16 protein-coding genes and 2 pseudogenes are annotated in these 17,707 nt (G+C 67.6%); 7 read left to right on the top strand and 11 right to left on the bottom strand.

What is annotated here, in order from left to right; genetic code table 11:
* Positions 1–77: 77 nt before the first annotated feature.
* On the top strand, positions 78–1,061 hold the full coding sequence (locus PSK12I2_RS0113015) for a LysR substrate-binding domain-containing protein (protein ID WP_051398723.1): 984 nt from the start codon (positions 78–80) through the stop codon (positions 1,059–1,061).
* A gap of 8 nt (positions 1,062–1,069) precedes the next feature.
* On the opposite strand, the gene PSK12I2_RS0113010 is transcribed toward PSK12I2_RS0113015, so the two are convergent.
* The 5 genes from PSK12I2_RS0113010 to prlC form a co-directional block, all read right to left on the bottom strand.
* Positions 1,070–1,459 (bottom strand): VOC family protein, encoded by a 390-nt coding sequence (locus tag PSK12I2_RS0113010; RefSeq protein WP_027598748.1) that lies wholly within the window; start codon positions 1,457–1,459, stop codon positions 1,070–1,072.
* A complete protein-coding gene (locus PSK12I2_RS0113005) occupies positions 1,459–2,625 on the bottom strand; it encodes a lactonase family protein (protein ID WP_027598747.1) in 1,167 nt (388 codons plus the stop codon). The genes PSK12I2_RS0113010 and PSK12I2_RS0113005 overlap by 1 nt, the downstream gene beginning before the upstream one ends.
* Positions 2,626–2,887: 262 nt before the next feature.
* The gene (locus PSK12I2_RS0113000; protein WP_027598746.1) at positions 2,888–3,346 is read right to left on the bottom strand and encodes an anti-virulence regulator CigR family protein; all 459 of its coding nucleotides are present in this window, start codon (positions 3,344–3,346) and stop codon (positions 2,888–2,890) included.
* A gap of 367 nt (positions 3,347–3,713) precedes the next feature.
* Positions 3,714–3,986 carry a YheV family putative zinc ribbon protein gene (locus tag PSK12I2_RS0112995; RefSeq protein WP_027598745.1) on the bottom strand — a complete coding sequence of 91 codons (273 nt, stop codon included), beginning with the start codon at positions 3,984–3,986 and terminating at the stop codon, positions 3,714–3,716.
* Positions 3,983–6,079 carry an oligopeptidase A gene (prlC, locus tag PSK12I2_RS0112990; RefSeq protein WP_156930145.1) on the bottom strand — a complete coding sequence of 699 codons (2,097 nt, stop codon included), beginning with the start codon at positions 6,077–6,079 and terminating at the stop codon, positions 3,983–3,985. Before prlC ends, PSK12I2_RS0112995 begins: the two co-directional genes overlap by 4 nt.
* Positions 6,080–6,123: 44 nt before the next feature.
* On the opposite strand from prlC, the gene PSK12I2_RS0112985 reads away from it, so the two are divergent.
* A complete protein-coding gene (locus PSK12I2_RS0112985) occupies positions 6,124–6,675 on the top strand; it encodes a gamma carbonic anhydrase family protein (protein WP_027598743.1) in 552 nt (183 codons plus the stop codon).
* A 565-nt stretch (positions 6,676–7,240) separates the two neighbouring features.
* Here the strand turns inward: PSK12I2_RS0112985 and PSK12I2_RS0112980 are convergent.
* Positions 7,241–7,591 (bottom strand): MerR family transcriptional regulator, encoded by a 351-nt coding sequence (locus tag PSK12I2_RS0112980; RefSeq protein WP_027598742.1) that lies wholly within the window; start codon positions 7,589–7,591, stop codon positions 7,241–7,243.
* Positions 7,592–7,662: 71 nt separating this feature from the next.
* On the opposite strand from PSK12I2_RS0112980, the gene PSK12I2_RS0112975 reads away from it, so the two are divergent.
* Positions 7,663–8,088, top strand: a complete 426-nt coding sequence (locus tag PSK12I2_RS0112975) for a hypothetical protein (RefSeq protein ID WP_027598741.1) — start codon at positions 7,663–7,665, stop codon at positions 8,086–8,088.
* 243 nt (positions 8,089–8,331) lie between these two features.
* Here the strand turns inward: PSK12I2_RS0112975 and aroE are convergent, their stop codons facing one another.
* Both aroE and hemF read right to left on the bottom strand, forming a co-directional pair.
* A complete protein-coding gene (gene aroE, locus PSK12I2_RS0112970) occupies positions 8,332–9,147 on the bottom strand; it encodes a shikimate dehydrogenase (protein WP_027598740.1) in 816 nt (271 codons plus the stop codon).
* 4 nt (positions 9,148–9,151) lie between these two features.
* Positions 9,152–10,081 (bottom strand): oxygen-dependent coproporphyrinogen oxidase, encoded by a 930-nt coding sequence (gene hemF, locus PSK12I2_RS0112965; protein ID WP_027598739.1) that lies wholly within the window; start codon positions 10,079–10,081, stop codon positions 9,152–9,154.
* A gap of 143 nt (positions 10,082–10,224) precedes the next feature.
* Here hemF and PSK12I2_RS0112960 point away from each other — a divergent pair, with 143 nt between their 5' ends.
* From PSK12I2_RS0112960 to PSK12I2_RS25510, 4 genes and pseudogenes are all read left to right on the top strand, one after another.
* Entirely contained in the window at positions 10,225–11,202 is a 978-nt protein-coding gene (locus tag PSK12I2_RS0112960) for an NADPH:quinone reductase (protein ID WP_027598738.1), read from the top strand.
* A 157-nt stretch (positions 11,203–11,359) separates the two neighbouring features.
* A pseudogene (locus PSK12I2_RS0112955) lies at positions 11,360–13,843 on the top strand (PAS domain S-box protein); the annotation flags it as partial.
* Between the two features lie 198 nt (positions 13,844–14,041).
* Positions 14,042–14,284 (top strand): annotated as a pseudogene (locus tag PSK12I2_RS25515) (ATP-binding protein); the annotation flags it as partial.
* On the top strand, positions 14,285–14,743 hold the full coding sequence (locus PSK12I2_RS25510) for a response regulator (RefSeq protein WP_371099477.1): 459 nt from the start codon (positions 14,285–14,287) through the stop codon (positions 14,741–14,743). It abuts the pseudogene before it with no gap.
* Position 14,744: 1 nt separating this feature from the next.
* Here PSK12I2_RS25510 and PSK12I2_RS0112950 read toward each other — a convergent pair whose 3' ends face one another.
* From PSK12I2_RS0112950 to PSK12I2_RS0112940, 3 genes are all read right to left on the bottom strand, one after another.
* On the bottom strand, positions 14,745–15,299 hold the full coding sequence (locus PSK12I2_RS0112950; RefSeq protein ID WP_027598736.1) for an L-threonylcarbamoyladenylate synthase: 555 nt from the start codon (positions 15,297–15,299) through the stop codon (positions 14,745–14,747).
* Between the two features lie 64 nt (positions 15,300–15,363).
* Positions 15,364–16,449, bottom strand: a complete 1,086-nt coding sequence (gene dprA / locus PSK12I2_RS0112945; RefSeq protein ID WP_027598735.1) for a DNA-processing protein DprA — start codon at positions 16,447–16,449, stop codon at positions 15,364–15,366.
* Positions 16,450–16,500: 51 nt separating this feature from the next.
* Positions 16,501–17,532 (bottom strand): LysM peptidoglycan-binding domain-containing protein, encoded by a 1,032-nt coding sequence (locus tag PSK12I2_RS0112940; RefSeq protein WP_027598734.1) that lies wholly within the window; start codon positions 17,530–17,532, stop codon positions 16,501–16,503.
* Between the last annotated feature and the right edge of the window lie 175 nt (positions 17,533–17,707).

Raw genomic sequence — 17,707 nt, 5'->3', positions numbered from 1 at the left:
TATGGGTGACCCATCATCCAATGCTGAAAAATCTGCGTGAAGGCCACTGGGGATGATGTTTCGGATAAGCTGGGCTTATGACCAATCGCCATGGAAACATACTCTTGGACGCCGCCCCTGCCGACCGCCCTGCCCTGGCGCTGGACAGCCTGCGCACCTTCGAGGTGGTGGCGCGCCGCCTGAGCTTTACCGCGGCGGCGGGCGAACTGGGGACCACGCAGCCGGCCATCAGCCAGCAGATCAAGCGCCTGGAAGCCCAGTTGCAGGTGCGGCTGTTCGATCGCGTCCATCGCGGCATCCTGCTCACCGAAGCCGGACGGCTGCTGCAGGAATACGTCGAGGCCGGTCTCGCCACCCTGGACGAGGGGGTGCGGCTGGTTACCGCCCGCCCCGCCCACGAGGTGCTGCAGGTGGCCACCGATTTCGCCTTTGCCGCCTACTGGCTGTTGCCGCGTCTGCCACGTTTCCATGCCCGCCATCCGGAGCTGGACGTCAGCCTGGTGACCAGCGACAGGGTGCCCCTGCCCGGTCCGGAGATCGACATCACCCTGGGCTTTGGCGACGGCCGCTTCAAGCATGGCGAAGCCTGGCCACTGTTTCGCGAAGAGGTCTTTCCGGTGTGCAGTCCGCGGCTGCTCCAGGGTCGGCAGCCGCCGCTACCCGTCCTGGAGCTGGGTCAGTGGCCGTTGCTGCACCTCAAGGCGGCGCCCAACAGCCGCTGGTATGACTGGAAGACGCTGTTGCCGGCGCTGGACCTGGCACCCCTGCCCGCGGCGCCGTCCGGTGCGGTGCTGAGCTTCGACAACTACACCCTGGTGATCCAGGCGGCCATCGCCGGCCAGGGCCTGGCGATCGGCTGGCGCCACCTGGTGGACGATCTGCTGCAGCAGGAGCTGCTCTGTCGCCCCTTCGCCGGGCTGGCCACCTCGCGCTATGGCTATTACGCCATCCTGCCCGAGCGCAAGCGGCGCCAGCGACTGGTGCAGCGCTTTCTCGACTGGCTGCTGGAAGAACTGGAACTGCCGCGCGAGTCCCTGGCCGGCGCGCGGCTGGAGACCTGAGCGGCGCGCTAGCGCTCGTAGACTTCCAGCGGCAGATCGTCCGGATCGGCAAAGAAGGTGAATCTCTTGCCGGTCAGCTCGTCGGTGCGGATCGGCTCGGTGACCACGCCATGGCCCTGCAAGTGGGCGACGGTGGCATCCAGGTCGGCCACGGCAAAGGCCAGGTGGCGCAGGCCCTGGGCTTCCGGGCGCGAGGGCCGCGGCGGGGCATCAGGAAAGGAAAACAGCTCCAGCTGGGCATGCGCGCCCACCGCCAGATCGAGCTTCCAAGAGCGCCGGGCCTCGCGATAGGTTTCGGCGATCACCGGCAGCCCGAGGATCTCGGTGTAGAAGTGCCGGGAGCGTTGGTAGTCGGCGCAGATCAGCGCCACGTGGTGCAGACGATCGAAGTGGGTCATCAGGGTACCGCGACGAATTTGAGGTCGGCTGGCGCGCCAACGTCCAGGCTCTGGAGTTCGTCGCCGAGCTTGCCGCTGTCGGGATCCCGGGCGAAGACCTTGAGCTGATTGGATTTCTGGTTGGCCACCAGCAGGAAGCGTCCGGACGGATCGATGGCGAATTCCCGTGGCGACAGGCCGTTGACCGGATGGCGCTCGACAAAGGTCAGGGTGCCGTCGGGATTCACCGCGAATACCGCCAGCTGGTTGTCGGTGCCGCGACTGGCGACATAGAGGAAGCGCCCGTCGCCGGACAGGTGCAGGGCGCCGGCATCCCGCTCGCCGGTGAATTCCTGGGGCGTCAGGCTGTAACTCTGCAATTGCCGCAGCATGCCGTCCTGGTGGGCGAAGGCCATCACCTGGCCGGCCAGTTCCAGGGTTAGGTAGGCGTAGCGGCCATCGGCGCTGAACACCAGGTGGCGCGGCCCGCTGCCTTCCGGCACCGGCACGAAGGGTGTCTCGGCGGCCACCAGCGGCCGCTCCGGTTGCTGCGGCAGATAGCGATAGACGAAGACCTTGTCGGCGCCCAGATCCGGGGCGAAGACGAAGCGGCCGTCCGGGGTGGTCACCGCCGCATGCACATGGCTCGACTGCTGGCGCGGGTGCTGTTCGCTGGGCTGGTGGAATTCGATCTGCGCCACCGGACTGAGCACGCCGCCGTCCTGGATCGGCAGCACCGCCAGGGAGCCTTCCGGCAGGCTGGAGTAGTTGGCGACGAAGAGGAACTTGCCGTCGGTGCTGAGGCTGGAATGGGTCGGCTCGTCGCCCAGGCTCTTGACCTGGCTGACCTGCTGCAGACGGCCATTGCCCGGTTCGAAGCGATAGGAGGTGACCCGGCCAATGGTATCGCCGCTCGAACCCCGACCGTTCTCGTTGACGGCGAACAGGGTCCGGCCATCGCGAGACAGGGTCAGAAACGAGGGATTGGACGCCTTGACGATGCGCAGCGGGCCATCGATCTGACCATTGCGACTGTTGAAGCGATAGACATACAACCCCTGGCTGCTGCCCGCGGTGTAGCTGCCGACCAGCAGATTGAATAGACCGGGTTCGGCGCGGGCCGGGGCGTTGTGCCCCACGAGCAGGGCGAACAGGGCCAGCGGCAGCAGACGGGGCAGAGCTCTCATGGGAAATCCTTGGCGAGCGATGGGCGTTGAGACCGATGCGAAGCGGCCCGGTTTCCCTACCGTCTGGAGGCGGAAGGCGGCCGCGCGCGGCGGCTATTCTACTGAAATCCGGGCTGGCACTGTGCCAGAGGGATTTCGCCATTTATCGCCTGCGCCGGCGCGCCGGCGGGCCACGCCCGAGCGGCCGGCCCCGGGAGCCCGTGCCAGAGCCTGTGGTGAACTCGGCGGTGCCCGCGGGCTGCCGGCAAAAGAATTGCCCGGGCTAGTCCAGCACGCCCTGCAGGATGGCGTAGACGAGTCCGGTGCCCACGGCGACCAGCACCATGTCGGTACCCAGGCGTCGCCATTCGTAGCCGGGATAGTCAGGCAACTGGCGGGCGATGCCCGGGGGCAGGGGGCGGCCGTAGCCGGGTGGCAGAGGACGCCCACGCTCCAGACGCAGACCTGGCGGCAGATCACCCCCACGGCCGATCTGCCCTCGCAGCGCCTTGATGCGCTCCCGCGCCGGTCCCAGATCGGGCGGCCCGCCGGCGGCCGGTCCGGCACCCGGACGACCCTGGCCATGCGCCCTGGGACCGGGTCCCTGGCCCTTGGGATCACCCTGTTCCTGCCAGCCCGGCCCGTGCGGCCCCTTGGGCCCGCCAGGTTCGTGATCCGGCGGCGCGGCCAGGGCCAGGTTACCGGTCAGACAGAAGGCTGCAGCAGCGAGGAGGGTACGCATGGAGGGCTTTCCTCATGGGGGACGAGGGTATCGGTTATCCCCTTGGAGTCCGATCGCGGAAAAAGACTCCCGGGTCATTCACGGACGCGCAGCCTGTGGATAAATCGGGGATAAAATCGGTATAACTTCCTGAGAAATCCCTAATCTCAGCCAGGGTCCAAATAAAAAGCCTTTAGTATCAATGGATTAAAAAGATGATCGGCTGGCTATCGAATCCGCTTTTTGTGGATAAAGCTTGAGACCCCCTGCGCTGATGCCTGTTTTCATCGCTACAGAAGCCCTATACGGATCGATTTCACTCAACCCAAAAACAACAAGACCGCGCCCGGGTGATCCCGGGCGCGGTCTTGTCGAAGGTCACCGCTGCCTAATCCGGCTTCTTCAGCTTGGGATTGGGAAAGAACTGCACGGCCTGCACCTTGGGATCGGGCTTCTTGGGCTTGAGCGCACTGATATTGACTCGCGTCGGCAATTCCTTGGGGACCGAATTGCCGCGCTCGTCCAGGGTGTCGCTGTAGCCGCAGGAGACACACTCGCGATGAGGCGTGCCCTCCTGGGTCCACATCTTCAGGGTGTCCTGCGCCTGGCACGCCGGGCAGACCGCCCCGGCGATGAACCTCTTGCGGATCGGCTCGCTCACGCCGCCTCCTCGCTCAGCCCGGAATGGCGGAGCAGGGCGTCGATGCTGGGCTCGCGACCGCGGAAGTCGACGAACAGCACCATGGGGGCCTGGGAGCCGCCGCGGGCCAGGATGGCTTCGCGGAAGGCCCGCCCGGTTTCGGGGTTGAAGACGCCTTCTTCCTCGAACTTGGCGAAGGCATCGGCGGACAGCACCTCGGCCCACTTGTAGCTGTAGTAACCCGCCGCATAACCACCGGCAAAGATGTGCGCGAAGCTGTTGGGGAAGCGGTTGTAGGCCGGCGGACGCACCACCGAGATCTCGTCGCGGATGCCTTCCAGCACCTCGCGCACGCTGCGACCGTCGCCGTGGCTGGCGTGCAGCTCGAAGTCGAACAGCGAGAATTCCAGCTGGCGCAGCATCATCAGGCCGGACTGGAAGTTCTTGGCCGCCAGCATCTTGTCCAGCAGCTCCTGGGGCAGCGGCTCGCCGGTCTCGTAGTGACCGGAGATCAGCGCCAGGCCTTCGGGCTCCCAGCACCAGTTCTCCATGAACTGGCTGGGCAGCTCCACCGCATCCCAGGCCACGCCGTTGATGCCGGAGACGCTGGCATGCTCGACGCGGGTCAGCAGGTGGTGCAGGCCATGGCCGAATTCGTGGAAGAGGGTGGTCACCTCGTCATGGGTCAGCAGCGCCGGCTTGCCGGGGCTGGCCGGAGTGAAGTTGCAGACCAGGTAGGCCACCGGATCGATCAGCCGACCCTGGGCGTCGCGGCGCTTGTCACGGGCGCCGTCCATCCAGGCGCCGCCACGCTTGTTGGCGCGGGCATAGAGATCGAAATAGAAGCGACCGATGGAGGTGCCGTTTTCCTTGATCTCGAACAGGCGCACGTCCGGATGCCACTTCTCGAAGTCGCGCAACTCGGCGATCTCGATGCCATAGAGCTTCTGCACCGTGGCGAACAGGCCGGACAACACCTTGTCCACCGGGAACCAGGCACGGACCTCTTCCTGGGACAGGGAATAGCGCTGCTGGCGCAGCTTTTCGGCGAAGTAGCCGGTGTCCCAGCTCTGCAGATCCTGCACGCCCTGTTCGGCGGCGAAGGCGCGCAGTTCTTCCAGGTCGCGCTGGGCGAAGGGCTTGGAGCGCACGGCGAGGTCGCGCAGGAAACCCAGCACCTGGTCGCTGCTCTCGGCCATCTTGGTGGCCAGCGACAGCTCGGCGTAGTTGGCGTAGCCCAGCAGGCGCGCCAGTTCCTGGCGCAGGTCGAGCAATTCCTCCATCACCGGGCCGTTGTCGAACTGGCCGGCGTTGGGACCCTGTTCGGAGGCGCGGGTGGCATAGGCGGCGTAGACCTCTTCACGCAGGGCGCGGTCGTCGGCGTAGGTCATCACCGCGTAGTAGCTGGGGAATTCCAGGGTCACCAGCCAGCCGTCCAGCTCCTTGGCCTGGGCGGCGGCCTGCAGCTGAGCCTTGGCCGACTCGGGCAGGCCGGCGAGGGCGGCTTCGTCGGTGAGGTGCTTGGTCCAGGCCTGCGTCGCGTCGAGCAGCTGGTTGGAGAACTTGCTGCCCAGCTCGGACTTGCGCGCCTGGATGGCGGCATAGCGCTGCTGCTCGGCTGGCGGCAGGTCGATGCCGGACAGGCGGAAGTCGCGCAGGGCGTGTTCCAGGGTGGTCTTCTGACCGACGTCGAAGCCCTTGGCTTCCTCGCTCTCGGCCAGGCGGCTATAGGCCTGGAAGAGGTCCTTGTTCTGACCGATCTCGGTGGAATAGGCCGACAGCTTGGGCAGGCAGGCCTCGTAGGCGGCGCGCAGCTCGGTGCTGTTGCACACGGCGTTGAGGTGGCCAATGGGGCTCCAGGCCTGGCCCAGGCGATCGTTCAGCTCGTCCATCGCCAGCACCAGGCCAGCCCAGGTGGGGTGTTCCTTCTGGGTCTCCAGCAGCTTGGCCAGGGCGGCACGGTTCTCGGCCAGGATGGTATCGATGGCCGGCTCGACGTGCTCGGGCTTGATGGCGGAAAAGGGCGGCAGGTCATGGGACTGAAGCAGCGGATTGCTGGCGCTCACGGCGTTCCCCTCGGGGCGATGGCTTTGACAGTTATATATGGAGCCCATCCTAATAGGTCTCAAGACCCTTCCGACGAGAAAAGGTATCTATCGTGACCATAAGGACCTTCCAGGGTAAGACTCCGCAACTGGGCGAACGCGCCTTCGTCGACGCCACCGCGGTGGTGATCGGCGACGTGACCCTCGGTGCAGACAGCTCGATATGGCCGTTGACGGTGATCCGTGGCGACATGCACCTCATCCGCATCGGCGCCCGCACCAGTATCCAGGACGGCAGCGTGCTGCACATCACCCACGCCGGCCCCTTCAACCCGGACGGCTATCCCCTGCTGATCGGCAACGACGTCACCGTCGGCCATCAGGTGACCCTGCACGGCTGCACGATCGGCGACCGGGTGCTGGTGGGCATGGGCAGCATCGTCATGGACGGCGCGGTGGTGGAGGATGACGTGGTGATCGGTGCCGGCAGCCTGGTCCCGCCGGGCAAGCGGCTGGAAGGCGGCCATCTCTACGTCGGTCGCCCGGTCAAGCAGGTGCGACCGCTGGAGGAAAAGGAACGCGCCTTCTTCACCTACAGCGCCGGCAACTACGTGAAGCTCAAGGACCAGCACCTGGCCGAGGGGTATGGGGAGGAGGGGGCGTAAGCGTTGCGATAACTGGTCGGGTTGGGTTGAGTGCAGCACCGTAGCGTGAAAAACGGCGCAGCCTTTTCCACGGGTGCCTTCGTGGCGTACAGCGCGCCCTCACCCCAACCCTCTCCCAAGGGGAGAGGGGGCTATCAGAGCAGGCGGCCATCTCCAGCATCTCCGGCCCGATTACGATCAGCCGTTATACCCAGCCCGTAGGAACGGCACCTGGCGCAATAGCACCGTAGCGTGGAAAACGGCGCAGCCTTTTCCACGGGTGACTTCATTGCGCGGGTACGCCCTCACCCAACCCTTTCCCAAGGGGAGAGGGGGCTATCAGAGCAGGCGGCCATCTTCAGCATCGCCGGCCCGATTACGATCAGCCGTTATACCCAGCTCGTTGGAACGGCACCTGGCGCAATAGCACCGTAGCGTGAAAAACGGCGCAGCCTTTTCCACGGGTGACTTCATTGCGCGGGTACGCCCTCACCCAACCCTTTCCCAAGGGGAGAAGGGGCTGTCAGAGCAGGCGGCCATCTCCAGTTGGTAGGTTGGCTTGAGCGCAGCGAAGCCCAACGCTCGGCTACCCCCGCAGCGGACAGGCTTCACCCAAGCGCGAATACAGCACCCCACGCAACGCCTGCAATTCGTCGATGCGCGCCTCTATGACCCTGAGCTTGTCGCGCAGCAGTTCTTGCAGATAGGCATCCGGATCGGCGGCGCGCTCGACGTCCTTCAGGTTGGCGGCGATTTCCTGCAGGCTGAAACCCAGTCGCTGGGCGGTGCGGATATAGCCCAGCCATTCCACGGCTTCGGGCGGATAGTCGCGATAGCCGTTGGCCCGCCGCCGCGCCTGGAGCAGTCCCTGGCGCTCGTAGAATCTCAGGGTGTCGCGACTCAGGCCGGTGGCCTGGGCGAGGGTGCCGATACGCATCCGTTCTCCTTGACCCTGGACCTTGCTCCAGGGTCGACACTGGACTTCCTCTCGTTCAAGGAAGTCCGTCCATGTGGAAGCTTGCGCCCTATCTGCGACTGGTCCGTGCCAGCGCCCTCTATGATCTGCTGGTCACCGCGCCCTTCGCCACCCCCTGGAGTCTCGCCTGGCTGCTACGACAGCTCGACGAGCTCGGCCAGGCACTGGGCCTGGCGCCCCTGGCGGCATTCCCGCCGGAAGCCCTTTTGCTGGGCAATCTGCTCGGCTCCCTGGTGTGCGTCTGGGCGGTGCTGCGCCTGGCCAAGCCTTCGCTGCTGCTGGGACGCTACGATGCCGTCGCCAGGGGCCTGTTCGCCCTCTGGCAGGCCTGGGCGCTGTACCAAGGCGCCAGTCCCTTGCTGGCGGTGTTTCTGCTGGTCGAAATCGGCTTCGGTATAGCCCAAGCTTGGCCGGTGTCTCCTTTATCCCGCGGCGTTCAACCTCAGGTGTTGGGCTGACGCCTGTCCGTCGGGCTTCGCCATACCCCACACAGCAAGACTCTCAATCGCGGCCATGGCTGTCCGCCGATACGGCTGCTCCTAACTGCGTGCGCTGCTGTGCTGTCTCATCGCGGCCATGGGCCGCTCCTACAGCGGTTATATATCCCGTAGGAGCGGCCCATGGCCGCGATTTGAGCCCCTAGCAACGGCGGCCTTGGCATGTCCAGTATGGCCCTCGCCCAACAAGCCACGCCTTGCCCCTCACCCCAGCTGCCGCCTTAACTCCGCCAGCACCGGCGCGCTGTCGGGGCGCACGCCGCGCCAGAGTTCGAAGGCCTCGGCGGCCTGTTCCACCAGCATCCCCAGGCCGTCCAGGGTGTGGAAGGCACCCTCGTCCAGGGCCCAGCGGTTGAAGGGGGTGAGGTCCTTGCCGTACATCATGTCGTAGGTCACCGTCTGTGGACCGATCACCGCTTCCGACAGCGGTGGGCGACCGCCCCCGAGACTGGCCGAGGTGCCGTTGATGATGACGTCGAAGGGCGCTCTCAGGGTGGAGAAGGCCGCCACCTCGATCATCCCCAGTTCGGCGAATTCGCGCGCCAGTTGCACCGCCTTGAGTTCGGTGCGATTGGCCAGCACCAGTTGCCCGGGATTGCAGGCCAGCAAGGGCTCCAGCACGCCGCGCACGGCGCCGCCGGCGCCCAGCACCAGGACGCGCTGACCGGCCAGCTGCAGACCGGCGTTGACCGTGAGATCCCGCACCAGGCCGGCGCCGTCGGTGTTGTCGCCGAGCAGGCGACCGTTGGCCTGGCGCTTGAGGGTGTTCACCGCCCCGGCGCGGCGCGCACGGGGGGTGAGTTCATCGCACAGCTGGTAGGCCTCTTCCTTGAAGGGCACCGTGACATTGGCGCCCAGGCCGCTCTGGAAGAAGCTGCGGGCGCTTTCGCTGAAGCCGTCCAGCGGCGCCAGCAGCGTCCCGTAGTGCAGGCGCTGGCCGGTCTGGTCGGCGAACAGGCTGTGGATCAGCGGCGACTTGCTGTGGGCGATGGGATTGCCGAAGACGGCGTAGCGATCCATGGGTCTATCCTGCGGGCGTCGGGGCGAGCGCGAGCCAGTCGCGGTCGGTGAGAAAAAAGTCGGTCAGGCGCGCTTCCGGCGAGCCAGGCACGGGTTTCCAGTCATAGCCCCAGCGCACCTCGGGCGGCAGCGACATGAGGATGGACTCGGTGCGCCCGCCGGATTGCAGGCCGAACAGGGTACCGCGGTCATAGACCAGGTTGAATTCCACGTAGCGGCCACGGCGATAGGCCTGGAATTCCCGCTCGGCCTCGCTGTACGGCTGGTGGCGGCGACGCTGGACGATGGGCAGGTAGGCGTCGACGAAGGCATCGCCGATGGCACGCTGGAAGGCGAAGCAGGTCTCGAAGTCCCAGTCGTTCAGGTCATCGAAGAACAGGCCGCCGATGCCGCGCGGCTCGCCACGGTGCTTGAGGTGGAAATAGCGGTCGCACCAGGCCTTGTAGCGCGGATAGACGTCGGCGCCGAAGGGCGCGCAGGCGTCATGGCAGACCTGGTGCCAGTGCACGCAATCGGCCTCGTTGCCGTAGTAGGGGGTGAGGTCGAGACCGCCGCCGAACCACCAGACCGGCGCCTCGCCGGGCTTTTCGGCCAGGAAGAAGCGCACATTGGCATGGGCGGTGGGGATATGGGGATTGCGCGGGTGCATCACCAGGGAGACGCCCATGGCCTCGAAGCTGCGCCCGGCCAGTTCCGGGCGATGGGCGCTGGCCGAGGGCGGCAGGCTGTCGCCATGCACATGGGAGAAATTCACGCCGCCCTTTTCCAGCAGGGCGCCCTCGGCGATCACCCGGGTGCGGCCACCACCGCCGGTCGGCCGGGTCCAGGCGTCTTCGACGAAAGCGGCGGCGCCATCCTCGGCTTCCAGTGCGGCGCAGATGCGCTCCTGCAGATCGAGCAGATAGGCCTTGACGGCCTCCAGGGAGGGATTCATCGCAAGGATTTCCACAACAGGCGGGGAGGGCGGAGAGCATAACACCCGTATCCGACCGGTTGACGCGGCCCGCGGTTGCGGCTTGGATGAAGGCTCACCCCAAGAGAGCCCGGCCAAGGGCTCCAACCAGGAGATACTCAAGCATGGCCCAGCGCATCCAGTTCAGCCGCACCGGTGGTCCCGAAGTACTCGAACTTGTGGATTTCGAACCCGCCGCGCCCGGCCCCGACGAGGTGCAGGTGCGCAACCATGCCATCGGCCTCAACTTCATCGAGACCTACTACCGCAGCGGCCTCTATCCGCCGCCGTCGCTGCCCTCCGGCCTGGGCACCGAGGGCGCCGGGGTGGTGGAAGCGGTCGGCAGTGCGGTCACCCGCTTCAAGGCCGGCGACCGCGTGGCCTATGCCACCGGCCCGCTGGGCGCCTATGCCGAGGTCCATGTGCTGCCCGAGCGGCATCTGGTGCACCTGCCGGAAGCGGTGTCCTTCGAGCAGGGCGCCGCGGTCATGCTCAAGGGGCTGACGGTGCAGTACCTGCTGCGCCAGACCTATCCGCTGCAGGCCGGCGACACCGTGCTGTTCCATGCCGCGGCCGGCGGCGTCGGCTCCCTGGCCTGCCAGTGGGCCAAGGCCCTGGGCGTGCGCCTGATCGGTACCGCCGGCTCGCCGGAAAAGCTGGAAAAGGCCAAGGCGCTGGGCGCCTGGGCGGTGATCGACTATCGCCAAGAAGACGTCCCGGCACGGGTCCGCGAATTGACCGACGGGGCCAAGGTGCCGGTGGTCTACGACGGCGTCGGCAAGGACACCTGGGAGATGTCGCTGGACTGTCTGGCGCCCCGCGGCCTGATGGTCAGCTTCGGCAACGCCTCCGGCGCGGTCACCGGGGTCAACCTGGGGATCCTCTCGCAGAAAGGCTCGCTCTATGTCACCCGGCCGACCCTGGCCACCTACGCCGCCTCGCCCGAGGCCCTGCAGGACATGGCCGATCAGCTGTTCGAGCTGATCACCGATGGCCGTATCCAGGTGGACATCGGTCGGCGCTATCCACTGGCCGAGGTGCAGGAGGCGCATCGGGCGCTGTCGGGTCGCGAGACCAGCGGCTCGACCATCCTGCTGCCCTGAGGCAAAACGCCCGCACGCCTGGCCGGGAAATCGTGACGGCCATTAAGTTTCCCGCAGCCAGGCGGCACGACGGGGGTAAACGCCGGTCTATGTCGGACAGTCAGGTCGTCACGGCCTTGACGTTCTTTCAAGAATCGGCCGGATCGCTGCCCTTGTCATGCCTATCTCCAGCCCCCTCGCCAGCCTGCTCGACACCGCCACGGACACGGCGCTGATCACCCTGACCGCCGACGGGCGGATCGGGCAGTGGTGCCCGGCCGTCGCCCGGCTGCTGGGCTGGACGGCGCAGGACTGGCTCGGTGAATCCATCGTCGGCCTGCTGCTCCCCGAGCCGCCGGCCGACGGCTGGCTGACTGCCCTCGAACGCTGCCAGACCCAGGGCCTGCGCCACCGCGACGGTCACCTGGTACGCCTCGACCTGCACCTGGTGCCGCTGCGCCGGGCGGATGTCCCCGTGGGCTGGCTGCTGCACGTCTGGCAGGCCCCGGCGAGCCGGGCCCGGTTCGCCGCCCGGCGCAGCGCCGAGCGCGACCTGCCGCAACGCCTGCAGGCGCTCGGCGAATGGTCACGGCGTCTCAGCGGCACCACGGATCTCGCCGCCCTGCGGCTGTGCGCCACCCAGGCCCTGCGCGACCTGACCGACGATCCCCAGGCGCGGCTGCTGTCCGTGGCCGAGGCCGGCAGTCCGCCGGCGGGTCAGTTGCTCATCCCATTCGGCCCGGCCACTCAGCCCCTGGGCTATCTGCAGCTGGGCAGCGCCGTCGAGGCGGACACCCGGCTGCTGCTGGATCAGTTGGCCCTGCTGCTGGGTGCCCTGCTGGTGCGGCAGCAGACCCAGGATCAGGCCCGACACCTCGAACGGCGCCTGTCGCTGGAACAGGGCCTGTTGGCCAGCGTGCTGCAGCAGGCACCCCTGGGCATCTCCATCACCGAGGCCGGCAGCGAAGAAGCGGTGATGCTCAACGACCGGGTCGACATCCTCCTCGGCAAGCGTCCGGCCGGCGAGACGCTGGACGAGCGCTATGGCGCCATTGGCGCCCTGCACGCCAATGGCCAGCCCTATGCGGTGGACGACTATCCCACGGTACGGGTGCTGCGCAGCGGCCAGGCGGTGGCGCCCGAGTTGATGCGCTATCGGCGACCCGACGGCAGCATCCGGCTGCTGGAAGTATCCAGCGCACCGGTCCGCTCGGCCACCGGCGAGGTGATCGCCTCGGTCACCCTGTTCGATGACGTCCAGCAGCGAGTCGATGCGGAAACCGCCCTGCGCGAACACAGCGCGCGCCTGGCCAGCCTGATCAACCAGGCGGCGGTCGGCATCTGCCAGACCGACGCCCGCGGGCGCATCCTGCTCGTCAATCGACGCTATTGCGAATTGCTCGATCGCAACGAGGTGGGGGTGCTGGAGCAGACCCTGCAGGCCCAGACCCATCCCGAGGATCGGGCCGTCCTGGAGCGCCATCTCGACACCCTGCGCGAGCGCGGCGACAGCTTCAAGCTGGACCAGCGCTTCCTGCGCCCCGACGGTTCGGTGGTCTGGGTCAGTCTGCATGGCTCGCCGCTGCAATCGGAAATCGGCCAGGAACTGTCGGTAAGCCTGGTGGTGGTCGATCTCACCCAGCGCAAGCAGGCCGAAGCCGCGCTGCACCTGTCCAACCAGCGCTTCCGCAATGCCGTGGAGGCGGTGCAGGGGGTGGTCTGGACCACCAATGCCCAGGGCCATCTGCTCGGCGAACAACTCGCCTGGAGCACCCTGACCGGGCAGAGCTATGCCCAGTATCAGCAGGACGGCTGGGCCGATGCCCTGCATCCCGAAGACTCATCCCGCACCCTGCGTCGATGGCGCCTGGCGGTGCAGCAGCAGGTGGACTTCCACGACGAACACCGCCTGCGCTGTCGCGACGGCCAGTGGCGCACCTTCAGCGTGCGCGCCCTGCCGGTGCGGGAGAACGGCGTGGTCTGCGAATGGGTGGGCGTGCACACCGACGTCAGCGAGATCCGCATGGCCGAGCACCGCCTGCGGCGCCTGGCCGAATTGCTGGAACAGCGAGTCCACGAGCGCACCGTCGAGCGTGACCGCATGTGGCGCGTGGCCGACGACCTGCTCGGCGTCATCCAGGGACAACGCTGGCTCAGCCGCAATCCCGCCTGGGGCCGCACCCTGGGCTGGGACGACGAGGAATTGCGCCACCAGCCGCCGACCTCGCTGGAGCATCCGGACGATCCGCCGGTGTTTCCGCGCCTGGCCGCCCTGCGCCACGGCGAGGTGCTCAGCGATCTGCCCGGGCGCCTGCGCACCCGCGACGGCGCCTGGCGCCACATGATGTGGAAGGCCACCGCCGATCACGACGGACGCATCTATGTCTTCGGCCGCGACGTCACCGTCGAGCACGATGCCGCCCTGGCCCTGCAGAATGCCGAAGCGGCCCTGCGCCAGGCGCAGAAGATGGAAGCCATCGGCCATCTCACCGGTGGCATCGCCCACGACTTCAACAACCTGCTCACCGGTATCAGCGGTTCCCTGGAGTTGCTGCGCCGGCGTCTCGACCAGGGTCGTCACGACAACCTGCAACGCTACCTGGACACCGCCGAGCAATCCGCCACCCGCGCCGCGGCCCTGACCCATCGCCTGCTGGCCTTCGCGCGCCGGCAGACCCTCGACCCGCGGCCGGTGGACGTCAACGACCTGATCCTGTCCCTGGAAGAACTCTTCCAGCGCACCCTGGGCGAGCGCATCAGCCTGCGCAGCAGCCTCGCGCTGCAACTACCGCCGGCGCGTACCGACACCAACCAGCTGGAAAACGCCCTGCTGAATCTGGTGATCAACGCCCGCGACGCCATGCCCGAGGGCGGCCAGCTGACCCTGGAAACCGCCCTCGATCACCTCACCGACCTGGCCGCCGAACACGACCTGCCGCCGGGCGACTATGTGCGTCTGACCATCGCCGACACCGGCAGCGGCATGCCCGCCGAGGTGGTGGACCGCGCCTTCGATCCCTTCTTCACCACCAAGCCCATCGGCCAGGGCACCGGCCTGGGCCTGTCGATGCTCTATGGCTTCATCAAGCAGTCCGGTGGCCACGTGACCCTGGAGAGCGAATTGGGCAGTGGCACCCGGGTCAGTCTCTGGCTGCCCTGTGCCCAGCCCGAGCGGCCGGCGGCGAGCGCGACGCCCCAGGCGGCCATCGCCCAGAGTCGGGGCGAACGCCTGCTGCTGGTGGAAGACGATGTCTCGGTGCGGCTGCTGCTGCGCGAGATGCTCACCGAGCTGGGCTATCGCGTGCGCACCGCGGCCAGTGCCTCGGCGGCGCTCACCCTGGTCGACGGCGACCTGCCCTGTGACCTGCTGATCACCGATCTCGGCCTGCCGGATCTCGATGGCGCCGAGCTGGCAGGGCGCCTGCGCGAGCGCTGGCCGGAGCTGCCGGTGCTGTTCGTCAGCGGTCACGCCGAGCGCCCGACGCCGAACGGCGAGCCCTCGCTGGCCAAGCCGTTCCAGATCGATGCCCTGGCGCGGTTGCTGCGCCAGCTGCTGGACTGACCTAGGGTCGGAAGACCTTGCCGGTCACCAGGTCGCGAATCACGCTGGGATTTTTGCGCCCGCCCAGTTCACCCGTGAGGATGCCGTCGAGGCCCTTGGGAAAGTATTGCTGAACCCGCAACCGCGTGCGGGCGGCCGGGCGACCGGCGGGATTGGCCGAGGTGGAGATCAGCGGCCCGGTCAGGGCGCAGAGTTCGCCCACCAGGGGATGCTCGGAGACTCGCAATGCCACGGTGGCGTGGGCGCCGGTCACCCAGCCGGGCAGGCGATTGTGGTGCGGCACCAGCCAGGTGTTGGGCCCCGGCCAGGTGCTGGCCAGCTTGGCCAGGGACTCTTCCGGCAGATCGTGCAGCAGGAAGTCGAACTGGCGGATGTTGTCGGCCACCAGGATCAGACCCTTTTCCATGGGCCTCCGCTTGAGCATCAGCAGGCGATAGACCGCGGCCTGATCCCAGGGATCGCAGCCCAGGCCCCAGACGGCCTCGGTGGGGTAGGCCAGGACGCCCCCCTCGCGCACGATTCGCGCCGCCTGCCGCACTCGCCAGCTGTTGTGCATCGCCTTGCCTCCGCCAAATCCCTGAAGTCTACCCGAGCGCGCCGCCGATGCCAGTCATCCCCCGCTAGCCGAGGCGACACCAGCTGCCCTGCTGCGCCACGATCCGGCCTTCCAGCTCCAGCTCGGTCAGCTGGACCAGCACCTCCGGCAGCGACAGCTCGCAGAGCCGCGCCAGTTCTTCGCTGTTGAGCGGTCCGGCGGCCAGCTGGCGCAACAGGGGATGCTCCTCGACCGCCGCGGTGGTAGCGAGCGGGGCCAGGCTGCGCCAGCCCTGCAGGGCTTCGAGGATGTGTTCCACGCCTTCCACCAGCTGCGCGCCCTCGCGGATCAGCTGGTGACAGCCGCGAGCCCCGGGATGATGGATGGAGCCGGGCAGGGCGAACACCTCGCGGCCCTGCTCGGCGGCCAGGCGCGCGGTGATCAGCGAACCGCTGGAAGGACTGGCCTCCACCACCAGGGTACCCAGGCTGAGACCGCTGATGATCCGGTTGCGCCGTGGAAAGTTGGCGGCCTGGGGCGTGCAGTCCAGTGGCAACTCCGAGACCAGCACGCCGCCCTCGGCCAGCAGGCGCCGGGCGAGCCCCAGGTGCCGGCGCGGATAGAGCTGCCGCAGGCCGGTGCCGAGCACGGCGACCGTGCCGCCGCCGGCCTCCAGGGCGCCCTGGTGCGCCGCGCCATCGATGCCAAGCGCCAGGCCACTGGTGATGCAGAAGCCGGCCGCGGCCAGGCTGTGGGCGAAACGCCGGGCATTGTCCAGCCCCTGGGCGCTGGCCTGACGACTGCCGACCAGGGCCAGTTGCGGTCGTTCGAGCAACCCGACCCGTCCTTCGACGAACAGCAGCGGGGGTGGATCGGCGATCTCGGCGAGCAGCGCCGGATAGCGCTCGTCGCCCAGGCAGAGCAGGTGGCGTTCGGGGCCGTCCAGCCAGGCAAGGGCCTGGTCGACCCGTTCGCGGGTGGCGGGACTGCGGCGGGCCTCTGCGGCCACCGCCGGCAGGCGCAGGGCGCGCCAGGCGGAGGCCGGGGCACTGAGGGCGGCGCTGGCGCTGCCGAAGGCGTCCAGCAGCAGGCGCTGGCGCACGGCGCCGAGTTCGGGGAGTGCGTGCAGGCGCAGCCGAGCGTCCAGCTCGGCAGGGGAGAAGCTGGCCATGGTGTCGTCCTTGAGGGTGGCCGGTCGCCGTCCTGGCGACCCGGGAGGGGATTAGGGGTTGCGCACCTTGTCCATGATCGCCAGCTGGCGGGTGGCGGTCAGGATCAGGCCGTAGCTGATCTTGTCGTAGGTGCGAAAGACCATCAGCAGGCCGGCGCGCTCGTCGGGGATCTTCACCAGCTCGCCGGTGATGCGATCACGCACCGTCTCGCCGGTCTTGTAGACCGCCAGCACGTTGCCCTCGGCCAGGCCGTCACGAGCGCCCTTGTTGAGGGTCACCACATCGAACTGGCCGACCTGGGTGACGCCACGCGGCACATCGAGGATCAGGCCATTGATGTCACGGGCCGGGGCGCTGGGCATGAAGGTGGAGTTCACCAGCCGCTCCTCGGTGGGGAACAGCCGGTCGCCCAGGCGCACTTCCTGGGTGGTGCGCGTCAGGCGCAGGGTGGCGATGTCGCCCTCCTGGGCGACCAGATCGGCGCTGCCGATGAAGTCGCCATTGATGCCGAGGAAGGCGCCGGTCTTGGGATCGACATAGGTCTTGCCCTGGCGGTAGATGCCGTAGGCCGAGACCCCCGGCTGCAGCTTGCCGCGCACATAGATGCGATCGCCGGCGCCGCTCACCACCCGTTCGGCGTTGCCGGCCACCACATAGGGCGCCGCCTGGAACTGTTCGGCCGAATCGATGGCGCGATTCTGCAGGAGGAAGCTGTTGACCGCTTCCAGCGGAATGGCCGGGATGGCTTCGGCGATGGGGGTGCTGCGCACCGTGGGCGACAGCTTGACCGTGCCGCGCGAGGCGCCGCGGTTGAGCTGCAGGCGCGGCTGACCGTCGACATAGCTCAGCACCAGGGTGTCGCCGGGATAGATGAGATGGGGATTCTTGATCTGCGGATTGGCCTGCCAGATCTCCGGCCATTCCCAGGGTTTGCTGAGGAATCTGGCGGAGATGTCCCAGAGGGTATCGCCGCGAACCACGGTGTAGCTTTCCGGGTGATCCTGACGCAGGGTGACCGCTGCGTACGCCGACTGCAGGGCGCCCCCTGCAACCAGCAGCAGGGCGAACAAAGATTTCCTCATGCGTCGAATCCCTTTACACTCTTGGCCTTGAAGAACCGTCTTCACGCAAACGTCGGGGAATCGCCCCAGTCGTGCCCTGATCGCCACTTTTGTCGGCACCGGGCAGCGCAGGCGCTCATCCCCGTCGACCGACGTCATCCACCACTCGGGACCAGCCCGAGCCGGGTGGAAACAA

Origin of the sequence: Pseudomonas sp. MOIL14HWK12:I2 (genome assembly GCF_000510745.1) — a bacterium.
Lineage (GTDB): Bacteria > Pseudomonadota > Gammaproteobacteria > Pseudomonadales > Pseudomonadaceae > Chryseomonas > Chryseomonas oryzihabitans.
Note: the sequence above shows the minus strand (reverse complement) of the source record. Positions and strands in the feature narration are given on the sequence as shown.

Coding starts and splice junctions, on each gene's coding strand:
- PSK12I2_RS0113015 (WP_051398723.1), top strand. CDS start 78: ATGACCAATCGCCATGGAAACATACTCTTGGACGCCGCCCCTGCCGAC.
- PSK12I2_RS0113010 (WP_027598748.1), bottom strand. CDS start 1,459: ATGACCCACTTCGATCGTCTGCACCACGTGGCGCTGATCTGCGCCGAC.
- PSK12I2_RS0113005 (WP_027598747.1), bottom strand. CDS start 2,625: ATGAGAGCTCTGCCCCGTCTGCTGCCGCTGGCCCTGTTCGCCCTGCTC.
- PSK12I2_RS0113000 (WP_027598746.1), bottom strand. CDS start 3,346: ATGCGTACCCTCCTCGCTGCTGCAGCCTTCTGTCTGACCGGTAACCTG.
- prlC (WP_156930145.1), bottom strand. CDS start 6,079: ATGGGCTCCATATATAACTGTCAAAGCCATCGCCCCGAGGGGAACGCC.
- PSK12I2_RS0112980 (WP_027598742.1), bottom strand. CDS start 7,591: ATGCGTATCGGCACCCTCGCCCAGGCCACCGGCCTGAGTCGCGACACC.
- PSK12I2_RS0112975 (WP_027598741.1), top strand. CDS start 7,663: ATGTGGAAGCTTGCGCCCTATCTGCGACTGGTCCGTGCCAGCGCCCTC.
- aroE (WP_027598740.1), bottom strand. CDS start 9,147: ATGGATCGCTACGCCGTCTTCGGCAATCCCATCGCCCACAGCAAGTCG.
- hemF (WP_027598739.1), bottom strand. CDS start 10,081: ATGAATCCCTCCCTGGAGGCCGTCAAGGCCTATCTGCTCGATCTGCAG.
- PSK12I2_RS0112960 (WP_027598738.1), top strand. CDS start 10,225: ATGGCCCAGCGCATCCAGTTCAGCCGCACCGGTGGTCCCGAAGTACTC.
- PSK12I2_RS0112950 (WP_027598736.1), bottom strand. CDS start 15,299: ATGCACAACAGCTGGCGAGTGCGGCAGGCGGCGCGAATCGTGCGCGAG.
- dprA (WP_027598735.1), bottom strand. CDS start 16,449: ATGGCCAGCTTCTCCCCTGCCGAGCTGGACGCTCGGCTGCGCCTGCAC.
- PSK12I2_RS0112940 (WP_027598734.1), bottom strand. CDS start 17,532: ATGAGGAAATCTTTGTTCGCCCTGCTGCTGGTTGCAGGGGGCGCCCTG.